General features: G+C 61.3%; 17 protein-coding genes. 10 read left to right on the top strand and 7 right to left on the bottom strand.

Annotation, left to right across the window (positions count from 1 at the left end):
- The 4 genes from FHX03_RS28795 to deoA all read left to right on the top strand — a co-directional run bounded on the left by FHX03_RS28795 (position 1) and on the right by deoA (position 3387).
- Entirely contained in the window at positions 1-390 is a 390-nt protein-coding gene (locus FHX03_RS28795; protein WP_097628337.1) for a cytidine deaminase, read from the top strand.
- A complete protein-coding gene (locus FHX03_RS28790; protein ID WP_183856583.1) occupies positions 387-1187 on the top strand; it encodes a purine-nucleoside phosphorylase in 801 nt (266 codons plus the stop codon). Before FHX03_RS28795 ends, FHX03_RS28790 begins: the two co-directional genes overlap by 4 nt.
- Positions 1188-1301: 114 nt before the next feature.
- The gene (gene deoC / locus FHX03_RS28785) at positions 1302-2078 is read left to right on the top strand and encodes a deoxyribose-phosphate aldolase (protein WP_097628335.1); all 777 of its coding nucleotides are present in this window, start codon (positions 1302-1304) and stop codon (positions 2076-2078) included.
- 1 nt (position 2079) lies between these two features.
- Positions 2080-3387, top strand: a complete 1308-nt coding sequence (gene deoA, locus FHX03_RS28780) for a thymidine phosphorylase (protein ID WP_183856581.1) — start codon at positions 2080-2082, stop codon at positions 3385-3387.
- Between the two features lie 5 nt (positions 3388-3392).
- Here deoA and FHX03_RS28775 read toward each other — a convergent pair whose 3' ends face one another.
- The 7 genes from FHX03_RS28775 to FHX03_RS28745 all read right to left on the bottom strand — a co-directional run bounded on the left by FHX03_RS28775 (position 3393) and on the right by FHX03_RS28745 (position 8861).
- Positions 3393-3962: a TIGR02281 family clan AA aspartic protease gene (locus FHX03_RS28775; RefSeq protein WP_183856579.1), complete on the bottom strand. Its 570-nt coding sequence runs from the start codon at positions 3960-3962 to the stop codon at positions 3393-3395.
- A gap of 128 nt (positions 3963-4090) precedes the next feature.
- Positions 4091-4720 carry a uracil phosphoribosyltransferase gene (upp, locus tag FHX03_RS28770; RefSeq protein WP_097628332.1) on the bottom strand — a complete coding sequence of 210 codons (630 nt, stop codon included), beginning with the start codon at positions 4718-4720 and terminating at the stop codon, positions 4091-4093.
- Between the two features lie 112 nt (positions 4721-4832).
- A complete protein-coding gene (locus FHX03_RS28765; protein WP_183856577.1) occupies positions 4833-5801 on the bottom strand; it encodes an adenosine deaminase in 969 nt (322 codons plus the stop codon).
- On the bottom strand, positions 5798-7018 hold the full coding sequence (locus tag FHX03_RS28760; protein ID WP_097628330.1) for a phosphopentomutase: 1221 nt from the start codon (positions 7016-7018) through the stop codon (positions 5798-5800). The genes FHX03_RS28765 and FHX03_RS28760 overlap by 4 nt, the downstream gene beginning before the upstream one ends.
- A 100-nt stretch (positions 7019-7118) precedes the next feature.
- Positions 7119-7700, bottom strand: a complete 582-nt coding sequence (locus FHX03_RS28755; RefSeq protein WP_097628329.1) for a TadE/TadG family type IV pilus assembly protein — start codon at positions 7698-7700, stop codon at positions 7119-7121.
- The gene (locus tag FHX03_RS28750) at positions 7700-8335 is read right to left on the bottom strand and encodes a TadE/TadG family type IV pilus assembly protein (RefSeq protein ID WP_183856575.1); all 636 of its coding nucleotides are present in this window, start codon (positions 8333-8335) and stop codon (positions 7700-7702) included. The genes FHX03_RS28755 and FHX03_RS28750 overlap by 1 nt, the downstream gene beginning before the upstream one ends.
- A 115-nt stretch (positions 8336-8450) precedes the next feature.
- The gene (locus FHX03_RS28745; protein WP_131710695.1) at positions 8451-8861 is read right to left on the bottom strand and encodes a pilus assembly protein N-terminal domain-containing protein; all 411 of its coding nucleotides are present in this window, start codon (positions 8859-8861) and stop codon (positions 8451-8453) included.
- 378 nt (positions 8862-9239) lie between these two features.
- Here FHX03_RS28745 and FHX03_RS28740 point away from each other — a divergent pair, with 378 nt between their 5' ends.
- The 6 genes from FHX03_RS28740 to FHX03_RS28715 all read left to right on the top strand — a co-directional run bounded on the left by FHX03_RS28740 (position 9240) and on the right by FHX03_RS28715 (position 14548).
- Entirely contained in the window at positions 9240-9425 is a 186-nt protein-coding gene (locus FHX03_RS28740) for a Flp family type IVb pilin (RefSeq protein ID WP_003589224.1), read from the top strand.
- 125 nt (positions 9426-9550) lie between these two features.
- Positions 9551-10063, top strand: a complete 513-nt coding sequence (locus tag FHX03_RS28735; protein ID WP_097628326.1) for a prepilin peptidase — start codon at positions 9551-9553, stop codon at positions 10061-10063.
- 110 nt (positions 10064-10173) lie between these two features.
- A complete protein-coding gene (cpaB, locus tag FHX03_RS28730; RefSeq protein WP_097628325.1) occupies positions 10174-10989 on the top strand; it encodes a Flp pilus assembly protein CpaB in 816 nt (271 codons plus the stop codon).
- Between the two features lie 12 nt (positions 10990-11001).
- Complete coding sequence (locus FHX03_RS28725) at positions 11002-12501, top strand: type II and III secretion system protein family protein (RefSeq protein WP_097628324.1); 1500 nt, start codon at positions 11002-11004, stop codon at positions 12499-12501.
- The gene (locus tag FHX03_RS28720) at positions 12498-13256 is read left to right on the top strand and encodes a CpaD family pilus assembly protein (RefSeq protein WP_097628323.1); all 759 of its coding nucleotides are present in this window, start codon (positions 12498-12500) and stop codon (positions 13254-13256) included. The genes FHX03_RS28725 and FHX03_RS28720 overlap by 4 nt, the downstream gene beginning before the upstream one ends.
- Before the next feature lie 14 nt (positions 13257-13270).
- A complete protein-coding gene (locus FHX03_RS28715; RefSeq protein ID WP_097628476.1) occupies positions 13271-14548 on the top strand; it encodes a CpaE family protein in 1278 nt (425 codons plus the stop codon).
- Positions 14549-14641 lie beyond the last annotated feature (93 nt).

The following is a 14641-nucleotide window of genomic DNA, read 5'->3' as shown; positions in this document are numbered from 1 at the left end:
ATGTCTCACGACCTGTTCGAAGCCGCTCGCGGCGCCATGGCTTTTGCCCATGCGCCCTATTCGAAATTTCCGGTCGGTGCAGCGATTCGCGCCGAGGACGGCAAGGTCTATACCGGCGCCAACATTGAAAACCTGTCCTTTCCGCAAGGGTGGTGCGCCGAGCCGACGGCGATCAGTGCCATGATCATGGGCGGCGCCAAAAAGATCGTCGAAATGGCGGTCATTGCCGAAAAGCTGCCGCTCTGCCCGCCCTGCGGCGGTTGCCGCCAGAAGATCTCCGAATTCGCCTCCAAGGACACGAAGATCTATCTCTGCGATGAGATGGGCGTGCAGAAAACCATGACGATGGACGAGCTTCTTCCCTTCAGCTTCGAGACCGAACTCGGATGAGGGCGACGGTCGATCTGCTCGCCGCATTGCTCGGCACCATTAACCCGCGCCACGGCATCGTGCTCGGCTCCGGCCTCGGCTCTCTCGTTGGTCAGCTGGACGGCGCCGTGCGCATTCCCTATCGCGATCTGCCGGGCTTTCCCGTCAGCGCCGTCTCCGGCCATGCGGGTGAGGTCGTCGCCGGCCGGCTCGGCGGCGTGCCCGTCGTCATGCTCTCCGGCCGCGTCCATTATTACGAGAAGGGCGATGCCAACGCCATGCGGCTGCCGATCGAGGTGCTGAAGGCGCTCGGCGTCGAGGCGCTAATCCTGACCAATTCGGCCGGATCGCTGCGCGAGGACATGCCGCCCGGTTCGGTGATGCAGATCACCGATCATATCAACTATTCCGGCATGAACCCGCTGATCGGCGAGGAAAGCGATCACCGTTTCGTCGGCATGACCAATGCCTATGATGCCGGTCTTGCCGCCGCGATGCAGAGGGCTGCGGCAAAGCTCAAGATCGAGCTGGCGCAGGGCGTCTATATGTGGTTCTCCGGTCCAAGCTTCGAAACGCCGGCCGAAATCCGCATGGCGCGCATTCTTGGCGCCGACGCGGTCGGCATGTCGACGGTACCCGAGGTGATCATCGCAAGAATGCTGGGCCTTAGGGTTGCGGCCGCCTCCGTTATCACCAACTATGGAGCAGGCATGACCGGCAATGAACTCAGCCACGAAGAAACCAAGGACATGGCGCCCATCGGCGGCGCCCGTCTCGCCGCCATATTGAAAGAGATGATTGCGGCCAGAACAGGATGATTTTAGGCCGGGTCGGCCTAAAATCTGAATCCTGTTCCACATTAAATAGTGAGAGCATGATGTCGTCCGAAAACCGCTCACACTTTTCGGCCTCATGCTCCAGAGGAAGTGAAAATGAATAGCCATTCCATCCGGGAAACGGCGGCTGTCGCCCTTTCCCTTCTCGATCTCACCAATCTGAAGGACGATTGCACCGAGGCGCAGATCGACGCGCTCTGCGCCCGCGCGCAGACGCCCTATGGCAACAGCGCCGCGATCTGCATCTGGCCGCGCTTCGTCGCCCAGGCCCGCAATATTCTCGGCACCGGCCATGCCGTGCGCATCGCGACCGTGGTCAATTTCCCGGCGGGCGAGATGGAAGTGGCCGATGTCGCCGCCGAAACGCGCGAGGCGATTGCCGACGGCGCCGATGAGATCGATCTGGTCATCCCCTATCGCAAGTTCATAGCTGGCGATGAGAAGGCGGTGACCGACATGGTCAAGGCCATCCGCGCAGAATGCACTGGGCCGGTTCTGCTGAAGGTCATCATCGAGACCGGCGAATTGAAGGAGGCGGCAATGATCCGCCGCGCCTCCGAACTCGCCATCGAAGCCGGCGCCGATTTCATCAAGACCTCGACAGGCAAGGTCGCTGTCAACGCGACGCTCGAAGCCGCCGACATCATGATCCGGGCCATTCGTGAAAGCGGACGCAAGGTCGGTTTCAAACCGGCCGGCGGCATCGGCTCGGTGGCCGATGCGGCGCTCTATCTCAGCCTTGCCGAAACCATCATGGCGCCGGATTGGGCGATGCCCTCGACCTTCCGTTTCGGCGCTTCCGGCCTGCTCGACGATATACTGGCGGTTCTCAGCGGAGCGCAGCCGGCATCGGCGGCGGCGTCGGGCTATTGAGATGATCCCGCAGGAGATCATCCGGCGCAAGCGCGACGGCGGCGAACTCGACGCTGCCGATATCCGGTCTTTCATCGATGCGCTTGCCGCCGGTCGATTGTCCGAGGGCCAGATCGGCGCCTTTGCCATGGCCGTCTGGTTCAAGGGCATGTCACGTGAGGAAATCGTGGCCTTGACGCTGGCGATGGCCGATTCCGGCGATCGGCTGCAATGGGCGGATATCGACCGCCCGATCGCCGACAAACATTCGACCGGAGGCGTCGGCGACAATGTCTCGCTGATGCTGGCGCCGCTCGCCGCCGCCTGCGGCCTCGCAGTCCCGATGATATCAGGCCGCGGCCTCGGCCATACCGGCGGTACGCTCGATAAGCTCGAATCCATTCCCGGCTATAGGATCACCCCGGATGCGGACCAGTTTCACAAGGTCGTGAAGCAGGTGGGATGCGCCATTATCGGTCAGACCGGCGCCCTGGCGCCGGCCGACGGCAGGCTCTATGCCGTTCGCGACGTGACCGCCACCGTCGATTCCATTCCGCTTATCACCGCTTCCATCCTGTCGAAGAAACTTGCGGCCGGGCTTCAAACGCTGGTGCTCGACGTCAAGGTCGGCAACGGCGCCTTCATGGCCGACCCTGCCCAGGCGGAGACCCTGGCGCGGTCGCTGGTCGAGGTTGCCAATGGCGCAGGCGTCAGGACCTCGGCGCTGATCACCGACATGAGCCAGCCGCTCGCCGATGCCGCCGGCAATGCCGTTGAAATGCGCAATTGTCTGGCTTTCCTGGCGGGTGGGAAGGCGGACACGCGGCTTGAGGCCGTCGTTCTCGCCTTCGCCGCCGAGATGCTGGTGAAATCAGGGATTGCCGCGTCCTCCGACGAAGGCGAGGGGATGGCGCGTCGGGTGCTGTCATCGGGAAAGGCTGCGGAGGTTTTCGCGCGCATGGTATCCATGCTTGGTGGTCCGGCCGATCTCATGGAAAACCCCGACAAGTACCTCGTCAGGGCGCCTGTGGAAAAGCCTGTCCTAGCCGCCCGATCCGGCTGGCTTGCCGCATGCGACGCGCGCGGCATCGGCGTCAGCGTCATCGATCTCGGCGGCGGCAGACGCCATCCGGCCGACCGGATCGATCATCGCGTCGGCTTCTCAGAATTGCTGCCGCTTGGCACCCGCGTCAGCGCGGGCGAGCCGATCGCGCTGGTTCATGCCGCCGACGACGCAGCGGCGGCAAGGGCAGCGGCCGCCCTTGCCGCGCACTACCGCATCACCGAAGACAGTCCGGAGCTGACGCCGGTGATTTCGACCCGGATCTGACGCGGTTATTGCTTGAGGCTGAGCGAACCGTCGGCGACGGAATAGGAGGCGAGCTTCTGCAGGAAGCTCATGCCGACCAGCGTCGTTGTCAGTGCATCGTCCTTGAGGACGAAGGCTTCGACGTCCCGCACGCGAATACCGCCGATTTCGACCCGGTCGAGCATCACATGCGCCGCCTTCGTCTGGCCGTTGGCCGTGTTGACGCCGTAGCGGAAATCGAGCTGGTTGGCCGTGTAGCCGAGCCGGCGGGCAAGCGTCTCGTTGAGCGCGACATAGGTCGCGCCGGTATCGATCAGGCCCTGCACCGGCTTGCCGTTGATCTTGAAGCTGCCGGTATAATGGCCCTGGGCATCCGCTTGCAGGCGGATCGCATTGCCGGCGGAAACCGGCGCGGGTGCTGCGGGCTTGTCGCCTTCGGTTGAGATGTAATTGGCGGAAAGAGCGTCGGCAGGCTGCTGGCTGGTGCTTCCGAAGAAGGAAGGCGCCTGTGTGGCCAGCACCGCGGCGATACTGGCGAATATGACGGTACGCACGAGCATGAAACAGAAATCCTTCCTGTATAAACCCCGCTTCATGCGGGGCCTCATTCTTCAAGCTTGCTACGCTCCAAGTGCTGACAAGTTGCTAATACCGACAATAAAAACGGCCCGGATTGAGCCGCCGGGCCGCAAACTCTTTCGATTTGGTAAAAGAAGGCTGAAGTTTACTTGGTGCCGTACATGCGGTCGCCGGCATCGCCGAGGCCGGGCATGATATAGCCCTTCTCGTTGAGATGGCTGTCGATCGACGCGGTGAAAACGGGAACGTCGGGATGGGCGGCGCGGAAGTTCTGGATGCCTTCCGGGGCGGCGAGCAGGCAGAGGAAGCGGATATTGTGGGCGCCGCGTTCCTTGAGCTTGTCGATTGCGGCGATCGAGGAATTGCCGGTTGCCAGCATCGGGTCGACGACGATGATCAGGCGCTCGGCCACATCTTCCGGCGCCTTGAAGTAATATTCGACCGGCTGCAGTGTCTCGTGGTCGCGGTAGACGCCGATATGCGAGACGCGGGCGGAGGGCACGAGATCCAGCATACCCTCGAGCAGCCCGTTGCCGGCGCGCAGGATCGAGGCGAAGACCAGCTTCTTGCCCTCGAGGATCGGCGATTCCATCGTCTGCAGCGGCGTCTCGATCGTTTCCATCGTCAGTTCGAGATCGCGGGTCACCTCGTAACAGAGCAGTGTGGAGATTTCGCGCAGCAATCGCCGGAAACTTCCCGTCGATGTCTCCTTGCGCCGCATGATGGTGAGCTTGTGCTGCACAAGCGGATGATCGATGACCGTGACGCCGTCCATGGGGAAGCCTTTCATTCTTTCTATCGAATGTTTCTTTCACGGAAATCGGCCCGACCGCAAGAGTGGCGGCCAATTTGCACCGATCTTCCCCAGCCTCGCTCCACATTTGGCCTCAAAGCCGGGCGAGCAGCGCCTCGCGTGTCACTTCGTCGACGAAGGCCGCTTCGATCGCTGTTCGCGTCATGGCATCGATCTCGGCGTCGCTGAAGCCGAAAGCCTCGGCGGCAAGTTCGTATTCCCGCGCAAGCGATGTATGAAAGAAAGGCGGATCGTCCGAGCTGATCGTCACCCGCACGCCGGCTTCCTTCAGCCGGCGCAGCGGATGGGAGCCGAAATCGGGAAAGACCCCGAGCGCGATATTGGAGCCCGGGCAGATCTCGAGCACGGTGCCGAGATCGGCTAGCCGCTTCACCAAATCGACATCTTCGATGGCGCGCACGCCATGGCCGATGCGCGAGGGGCGCACGGCATCGAGCGCGTCGGCGACGCTGAAGGCGCCGCAGACCTCGCCGGCATGGATGGTCAGCCCCAGTCCGGCATCGCGGGCGATATCGAAGGCCCTGCTATAGTCGGCGACGCGGCCCATGCGCTCCTCACCGGCAAGGTTGAAGCCGGTTATCAAAGGATTGCCGGCCTTTGCTGCGTATTCGGCCGCACCGATCACGCTCTCCGGACCGAAATGCCGCTCGCCGGTGACAATCAGCCGGGCCTCGATGCCGCTCTTTTCCCTGGCCCGCCGGATGCCCTCGCAGATCCCTGATATATAGGCATCGGCGCCGAGGCCGATGCGTTTGCCATGATCGGGCGAAACGATGAGTTCGCTGTAGATCGTATTGATGCCCGCCAGTTCGTCGAGATAGGTCTCGGTCAGAAGCGCATAGTCCTCTTCGGTCCTGTAGACCTCGGAAACCTTGTCGTAACATTCGAGGAAACTTGCGAAGTCATGCCAGACATAGGCTCCGCCGCGAAGCTCGCCGCTGATGTCGACGCCGTATTTGCGCGCCTGCGCCGCAGTCAGTTCTGGAGGAGCCGCACCCTCCAGATGGCAGTGCAATTCGACCTTCTTCAAATGCGACGTCACAGAAAACTCCTTCCATGCGGTCCGGCCGGAATGCCGAGATGGCGCGCAATGCTCTCGCCAATATCGGCATAGCTGCGGCGCACGCCGATTGAACGCGACCGAATGCCGGGACCATAGGCGATGACAGGCACGCGCTCGCGCGTATGGTCCGTTCCGCGCCAGGTCGGGTCGCAGCCGTGATCGGCAGTGAGCACGACGAGATCGCCCGGCTTCAATCTCTTGTGGACTTCGGCCAGGCGTGCATCGAAGGCTTCGAGTGCGGCGGCATAACCCGGCACATCGCGCCGATGGCCGTAAACCATGTCGAAGTCGACGAAATTGGTGAAAACCAGATCGCCGTCCCCGGCCTCGTCGATGGTGGAGAGCGTCGCATCCATCAGCGCCTCGTTGCCGTTCGCCTTGATGAGGCGCGAAATCCCTTGATGCGCGAAGATGTCGCCGATCTTTCCCACAGCGTGCACGTGCCGGCCGTGTTCGACCAGCCGGTCAAGCAGCGTCGGCTCCGGCGGCAGCACCGAGAAGTCGCGCCGGTTTCCGGTGCGCTGGAAGGTAGAGCTGGAATGGCCGACGAAGGGCCGGGCGATGACACGGCCGATATTGTAGCGATCGAGCAGTCCCCGGGCGACCTGGCAGAAGGCGAGCAGACGATCGAGGCCGAAATGCACTTCATGCGCCGCCACCTGGAAGACCGAATCCGAGGAGGTGTAGCAGATCGGCTTGCCGGTGCGGATATGCTCCTCGCCAAGCCGGGCAATGATCTCCGTTCCCGAAGCATGGCAATTGCCGAGAATGCCGGACACGCCGGCCTCCTTGCAGAGAGCCTCGATGAGTTCCTCGGGAAAGGCATCGCCCTCCGTCGGGAAATAACCCCAATCGAAACTGACGGGTGTTCCTGCGATCTCCCAATGGCCTGACGGCGTATCCTTGCCGCGGGAGATTTCGGTGGCGGCGCCGTAAATGCCGTAGACCTTCTCCGGGATCGGCATGCCGGCCGGGAACCGGCCGGAGGCGGAGCGGGCGATCTGCATCAGTCCGAGTTCCGACAGGTTGGGCAGGCAAAGCGGCCCGCTGCGCAATCCGGCGCGATCTCCGGCTCCCGCCGCGCAAAACTCGGCGATATGGCCGAGCGTATCGGCGCCCTCATCGCCATAGGCCGCCGCATCCGGCGCTCCGCCGACGCCGAAGGAATCCAGAACGAAAAGAAAGGCACGCGCCATTTTACACCCGAAGAGCCGATCACCGCCCCGGAAACGTCGGAGGCAGCATAGCCTCAGCCATATAATGCTGCGGCCGGCTTGGCAAATTCGAGAAGGGGCGTCAGCAGTCGCCGCAAGGGATCGAGTCGCCTTGCCGCTGGCGGTAGAAATAGCTGCGGCTGATGGTGATCGTCCGCATGCCGTCCGGCATGAAGTTCGGTGCAAACAGGAACATCGTATAGGGGATGCTGAGCTCGGTGCGAACAAGGAAGCTGTTCGCCGTCTTCATATCGGACGGCACATTGCTCACGGCCGTGTTTTTGGCATAGGGCACCGTCCCATCCTGCGCCCAGGACCAGAGCACCTTCGCATTGGCGCTGGCGTCGATGGTGATCCCGGTGATTTTCAGCGTCAGCGACGTCGTATTGTAGGGCACGAAGATCGAGTTTGCGACCGACGGCATCTGCGCAAGCGCGCTCTTGGTGACGGATTGCTGCTGGGTGACGACGTCGGCCACCGTGCTTGCGGCGCGTGTCGCCCGCTTGCTGACGCTGAGGCCGACCGTGATCTCGAAAGCGCCGATATAGAGCATAATGAGCACAGGAAAGAGGATCGCGAATTCGATCGCTCCGGCGCCCTTGCGGTCTTGTGCCAGCCGCCGCACCGTCAATACCAGCCTGATGAACGGGTTGAGAGGCACCATTATGGATACTGCTCGCTCTGGAAGGCCGCGGTGGCGACGATCAGATAATAATTCGGCATCGAACCGTCGGAGGGCCGTATCGTCGTGATATAAGGCCGGACCAGATCCGTGATGATTTCCCAGCGGTAGTAGGCGCGGACCATGTTGATGGTGCCGGCGCCGCCCGGTGTATATTTGAAGGCAGCCGTGTTGATGTCGGCATATTTGTCGGTGGAAAGCTTGGGAACCGTTGTCGGAATGGCCGAGAAAGTATTGAACGTCTGCACATCCACGTAGAGCTTGCTCGGCGTCGCCACTTCGGTCGTTGAGCAGCGGATCAGGATCGAGATCTCATTGCAAAAGGCCTGGCGGAACTGCGCCTGGTTCATATCGGTCGTGCGGCCGAGATTATAGGTGATCTGCCCGGTTCGCATCTTCCGGCTCATCGTATCGACGGCGTTGGAGACGAGCTCCTCGGCGGCAAAGGCGACGAAGGTTTCGAGGATGGCGAAAATCACCAGGAAATAGGGAATGGCGAGCAAGGCAAATTCGATCGCCGCAGCCCCCTCGCGCGAGCGGGCGAGAGCGCGAAACCGCAGGAATCGGAACGGCGCTGGGGAGTGCGCCTTATCCGTCTTCTGATCAATTACCGTCATTGCCTGGACCCGAGCGACATTCTCTGTCCGCCACACTAGGGTCCGTTCGTTGATTTTCCGTTTCAGTCTGACGCGACGATTTTAACGAATGGCTAAAGTAAGGGCGGGAAGCCGATCAGGGCGAGGTGGTGCCGGTCGCCGCCTGTTGCGCGTGCTGTTCGCAGTTCGGCGTGCAGGACAGCACGGAGCGTTCGGTCTGCCGGTAGACGCGCACCGTATTGCCCTCATCGATCGACACCAGAATGCGCTCGTCGAGGATGGCATTGCCGTCGGCATCAAGCAGCACCAGATTGGTGGTGCCAAAGCTGCGTCCTGTCAGCACGATGGTCTTGGCGTCGGCGACGGTCGCATCGGCGACCTTGGCATTGCCGACGATGACCTTGCTGACGGGGCGATCGAGCTTCAATACGCGCGCGTGATCCATATAGACACGCAGCATGTCATCGTCTGCGGCCGCGGAAACTCCCGAAACACCGAAAACGGCGATCATGCCGGCAAAGAAAATAGATTTGCCGCTCGATGACATTTGGTCCTCTTTCACGATCACAGCGCAATATCGACATAGAATGGAAAAAAATGGTGAACGAAGCCTTAAGCCAGCAGCCTTGTTCCGGAATGAGGCGCGATGATCCGATATGGCACGGCCTCTGAGGCGCACGCGGCGGTTGGACATCGTGCTATGTGCTATTTCCGGATGAATGGAGGTGGTATAACGGGAATATTGTTAAATATTGAGGTAAGCCCGTAAGAAAATACTTACTCTACAAAGGCATGTTGTCTCGTTCAAATCTCGTTAACTCTTTTCCTTAAGTCGATAGAAACGCCCATTCGCTAGGTTGCAGTCATCCGATCAACGGCAACAGTTGGCGGACGTGCTGAACATCAACTGGAGTTAGGAGTTACCATGACCAAGCTTTTTAGCCGTTTTCTGAAGGACGAATCCGGCGCGACCGCAATCGAATACGGCCTGATCGCCGCCCTCATTTCCGTAGCGCTCATCACCGGCGCAACCGCGCTCGGCACAAAGATCGGCAACACGTTCAACGGCTTGAGCACCAAGATGGACAGCGCCACTTCGGCGGCCAACTAAGACGAGCGTTGCCGACGCGGCCTCTGCCTAATACCGGCCGGATTTGCTTCGGCCGAACTATCGAGCGGGCTCACAGGCTGAACAGCCGTGAGCCTTTTCGCATCAAGTCAGGATCGGGTATACGCATGATCGCAGCTGCAGTCTTCGTGATACTGCCACTCTGCCTGGCCATGGCGGCCTTCTCGGATCTGTTCACCATGACGATCCCGAATCGCGTTTCCTTGATCCTCATCGCCTCCTTCTTCGTTCTCGCGCCCCTTTCCGGCCTTGGCTTGCAAGCGATCGGCATGCATCTCGCCGCAGCCGCCATCGTCTTTTCCGCCTGTTTCGCTCTTTTTGCCTTCAATGTGATGGGCGGCGGCGACGCCAAGCTGTTGAGCGCCACCGCGCTCTGGTTCGGTCTGAACGAATCCCTTCTTTTCCTGATGACCGATGTTGCCATAATCGGCGGCTTCATCACCTTGTTGATCCTGATGGTGAGAGCGCAGTCGAACACGATCCTCGCTATCGGCCTGCCGGTGCCGAATTCGGTCCTATTCGCCAAGAAGATCCCCTACGGCATTGCAATCGCGATCGGCGGCTTCATGGCCTTCCCGTCCTCGCCGCTCTTCCTCACCACGCTGGAAAGCCTGAAATAACGGCATTTTAAATGCCCGTTAACTTAAAATGTAAGCGTTCCATTAACCATAATTATACCAATTGCTGAGCATTCTGCAGGGCGAACATATCGTGCCCTGAGGAATGATCGATGAAACCGGCCCGCCTTATAATCCTAGCTGTCGCCGTGGTGGCAGCCGGCCTTGCCGGCTTCCTGGCGATGCAAATGGCAGGCAGTGGCGGTGTCGTCACCCAGGTTCAGTCGGTCATCGAGAGGGAGCCGACCGTCAACATCCTCGTCTCGAGCGCCAATCTGGCGGTCGGCGAAAGGCTTGACGATAAGTCGGTTCATTGGATGCCCTGGCCGCAGGGCGGTGTCGTCCCCGGCCTGATCACCGAAGCCGACAAGCCGGACGCGATCAAGGGTCTGCAGGGTGCCGTCGTGCGTCTGCCGATTTTCGAAGGCGAACCGATCCGGCCGGAAAAGGTCGCCGATTCCAACAGCCGCATCCTTTCCTCGCTCTTGCCGGCCGGCAAGCGCGCCGTCGCGACCGAGATATCGGTGGCAACCGGTGCCGGCGGTTTCATCCTGCCGAACGACCGCGTCGACGTCATCATGGTCCGCAAGGGTACCGAGGCCAATAAGCTCATCACCGAAACCGTGCTGAGCAATGTCCGCGTCCTCGCCATCGACCAGCAGATCCAGGAAAAGGACGACGGCTCGAAGGCCGTGGTCGGCACGACCGCCACACTCGAGCTTACGCCGGATCAGACCAAGGTTCTCGCTGTCGCCCAGCAGATGGCGGACCGGCTGTCGCTGGCGCTGCGCTCGGTCGCCGATGCGCAGGAGCAAGATACCAGCGCTGCGGACTATCTGCTGAGCGGCGACAACGGCAGTGCGAGCATTCAGGTCATCAAATCGGGCGCCATCGTCACCGATGCCAGCGCCGCGCCGAAGGCGGAGTAAAAGAACGTGCAAATGGGCAATTCAACGCGGCGCGCCGGGCTTCTCCTGACAGGTTTCTTCTCGCTGGCGGTCGGCGTCTCCGGTATTGCGCCGGCCTCTTTCGCGCCGTTTCTGGGCTCAAGCGAGGCGCGTGCCGATTCCGAAAACCTGGTCCGCATCTCGCAGACCGGCCGCGATGCCCATCGTCGGCTGAAGCTTGGGCTGAACAAGGCTGTTGTCGTCGATCTGCCGGAGGATGCGCATGATATTCTCGTCTCCGATCCGACCATGGCCGATGCCGTCACCCGCACCTCGCGGCGCATCTACCTGTTCGGCAAGAAGGTCGGCCAGACGAATATTTTTGTTTTCGGCGCCGGCGGGCAGGAGATCGTCAATCTCGACATCGAGATCGAGCGCGATGTTTCCGGCCTCGAAGTCAATCTCCACCGCTTCATTCCAGACTCCAACATCAATGTCGAAATCGTCTCCGACAACATCGTGCTGACCGGCACCGTGCGCACGCCGCAGGATGCCACGCAGGCGGCCGATCTGGCGCAGGTCTTCCTGAAGGGCGGCGAAGCGACGACCAGAACCGAGACGGCATCGGGTACCGGCGGCGACAGCTCGGTGGCGCTCTTTGCCGAAGGCCGCCAGACCTCGCAGGTCGTCAACCTGCTGCAGATCGAAGGCGAAGACCAGGTCACCCTGAAGGTGACGATCGCCGAGGTCCGCCGCGAGGTGCTGAAGCAACTCGGCTTCGACAATTTGGTTTCCAATTCCTCCGGCATGACGGTCGCCCAGCTTGGCAGCCCCAGCGCCGACAGCGCCACATCCGTCGTTGGCGGCGGCCTGGCGGCGCTGTTCAAGAGTTCGATCGGAAAATATGACATTTCCACCTACCTCAACGCGCTGGAGCAGGCCAAAGTCGTCAAGACGCTCGCCGAGCCGACGCTGACGGCAATATCGGGCCAGGCCGCGACCTTCAATTCCGGCGGCCAACAGCTTTATTCGACAACCGACAGCAACGGCAACGTCACCGTCGTGCCGTTCAACTACGGTATCAACCTCGCCTTCAAGCCGGTCGTGCTCTCATCGGGACGCATCAGCCTGCAGATCAAGACCAATGTCTCCGAACCGGTCGCCGGCAGCAGCGGCGCGACCTATCAGCGGCGCTCGGCGGAAACCTCGGTGGAACTGCCCTCGGGCGGATCCATCGCGCTGGCCGGCCTGATCCGTGACAACGTCTCGCAGACGATGGGCGGCACGCCCGGTGTTTCGAAAATCCCGCTGCTCGGTACGCTCTTCCGCCAGAAGGGTTTCGAGCGTCAGGAAACCGAGCTTGTCATCATCGCGACGCCCTATCTGGTGCGTCCGGTGGCGCGCAATCAACTCAATCGGCCGGACGATAATTTCAGCCCCGAGAACGACGGTGCGACCTTCTTCCTCAACCGCGTCAACAAGGTCTATGGCCGCCGCGAGGCGCCCGTCGCCGATGCACAGTTCCACGGATCGATCGGGTTCATCTACAAATGAGCGGGGCAGGATCGGCAGCAATGGAAGAGAACAGAGATCAGGCGATGGCCCATATCAATTCGACGACACCCCGCCTCGGAATCGAGAAGGGGCTTTTTGCCGCGGTCGCCATGGCGCTGGCCGTGCTTTCCGGATGCGCCGGCCCGCACGACCAGCTGACGACCGGCGGCATTCCCGACGACTATCGCGCCCGCCATCCGATCATCGTGACCGAAGCGGAACAGACGGTCGATATACCCGTCGCCTCCACCGATCGCCGGCTGACAAACGCCCAGCGCGACCTCATTCGCGGTTTTGCCGCAAACTATATCGCCCGCGCCTCGGGTCCGGTTTATGTGCTGTCGCCGCAAGGCTCGCCGAATTCGGCGGCAGCCTATCAGCTGCGCAATCAGGTCCGTGCCGAGCTGGCCTCAAGGGGAATCGCAAGCTCGAAAATCGTCAATACCTCCTATGCCGCGGTCGGGCCCGGCGATGCGGCGCCGATCCGGCTGAGCTTTACCGGCACCACTGCCATCACCACTCAATGCGGCCAGTGGCCGAAAGACATCTCGAACGATTTCACCAACCAGAATTACTATAATTTCGGCTGTGCCTCGCAGAACAACCTCGCCGCCCAGATCGCCAATCCGGAGGATCTGGTGGCGCCCCGCGGCATGACGCCGATCGACGCACAGCGGCGCAACAATGCTATCCAGGAATACCGGACGACCACGTCGACGATCGAAGAGGTCACCGGCAGCGACAGCAGCTTCTGAGACGGAACGGGATGATGAGCGCGATCGAATACGAAATCAAAAATCCGAGCGAGCTTCGCCACGCCGAGGAGGCCGTGCGCATGGCGGATTTGGAAAACATGCGGCCGCTGCCACGCATCTCCGTGCATGCCTTCTGCGAGAGTGAGGCTTTGCAGCAGGTCATGGAACGCTGCGCCAATGATCGACGTGTGGCCAAGGTCAGCCTGCGCATCACCAGCGGCGGCATCGCCGCTGCCGCCAATATGTTTTCCGGCGCCCCGACGCCGAACCTCATCATCCTCGAGACCAAGGCGAACGCGGGCAGCCTCCTCGCCGAGCTTGCGCCGCTCGCCGCTGTCTGCGACCCGACGACCAAGGTCGTCATCGTCGGCTACTACAACGATATCGCGCTTTATCGCGAACTCATCCGTAACGGCATCTCCGAATATATGGTCCAACCGGTCGCCATGCCTGATATTCTGACGGCGATGGCCTCGATCTTCGTCGATCCAGAAGCCGAGCCGCTCGGCCGCAGCATCGCCTTCATCGGCTCGAAAGGCGGCACCGGCGCTTCGACCATCGCGCATAATTGCGCCTTCGGCATTTCCAATCTCTTCTCCACTGAAACGATCCTGGCCGATCTCGACCTGCCATATGGCACGGCGAACATCGACTTCGATCAGGATCCGGCGCTCGGCATCGCCGAAGCGGTCTTTGCGCCCGATCGTCTCGACGAGGTCTTCCTCGACCGCCTGCTGACGAAATGCTCCGAGCATCTTTCCCTGCTTGCAGCACCCTCGCTGCTCGACCGCGCCTATGATTTCGACGGCCATGCTTTCCAGCCGGTGCTCGATGTTCTGCAGCGCAGCGCGCCCGTCACCGTGCTCGACGTTCCGCATGCATGGTCGGAATGGACACGCTCGGTGCTGTCGAGCGCTGACGAGGTGGTCATCACCGCCGTTCCCGATCTCGCCAACCTGCGCAATGCCAAGAACATGCTGGATGCGCTGCGCAAGATGCGGCCGAACGACAAGCCGCCGCATCTCGTCCTCAATCAGGTCGGCATGCCGAAGCGCCCGGAGATTTCACCGTCGGATTTCTGTGAGCCGCTGGAGATCGATCCGATCGCGATCATCCCCTTCGACATCAATCTTTTCGGCAACGCCGCCAATAGCGGCCGGATGATCTCGGAAGTCGACCCAAAATCGCCGACGGCGGAGACCTTTTCGCAGATCGCGCACATCGTCACCGGCCGTGTTGCAATCAGGAAGGCGAAGAAGGGCGGCTTGCTGGGCCTCCTGAAGCGTAAGTAGACGATGAGCAATTCCAGCAAAACTGTGCAGCGGTTTCGCCAGGCAAATCGCGAAGCGCTTTTGCCGGGAATTGCGTCAAAACAAAAAGATAGA

It is taken from the genome of Rhizobium sp. BK456 (genome assembly GCF_014194045.1).
GTDB lineage: Bacteria > Pseudomonadota > Alphaproteobacteria > Rhizobiales > Rhizobiaceae > Rhizobium > Rhizobium redzepovicii.
This window is presented reverse-complemented; position numbering and strand designations above follow the sequence as displayed.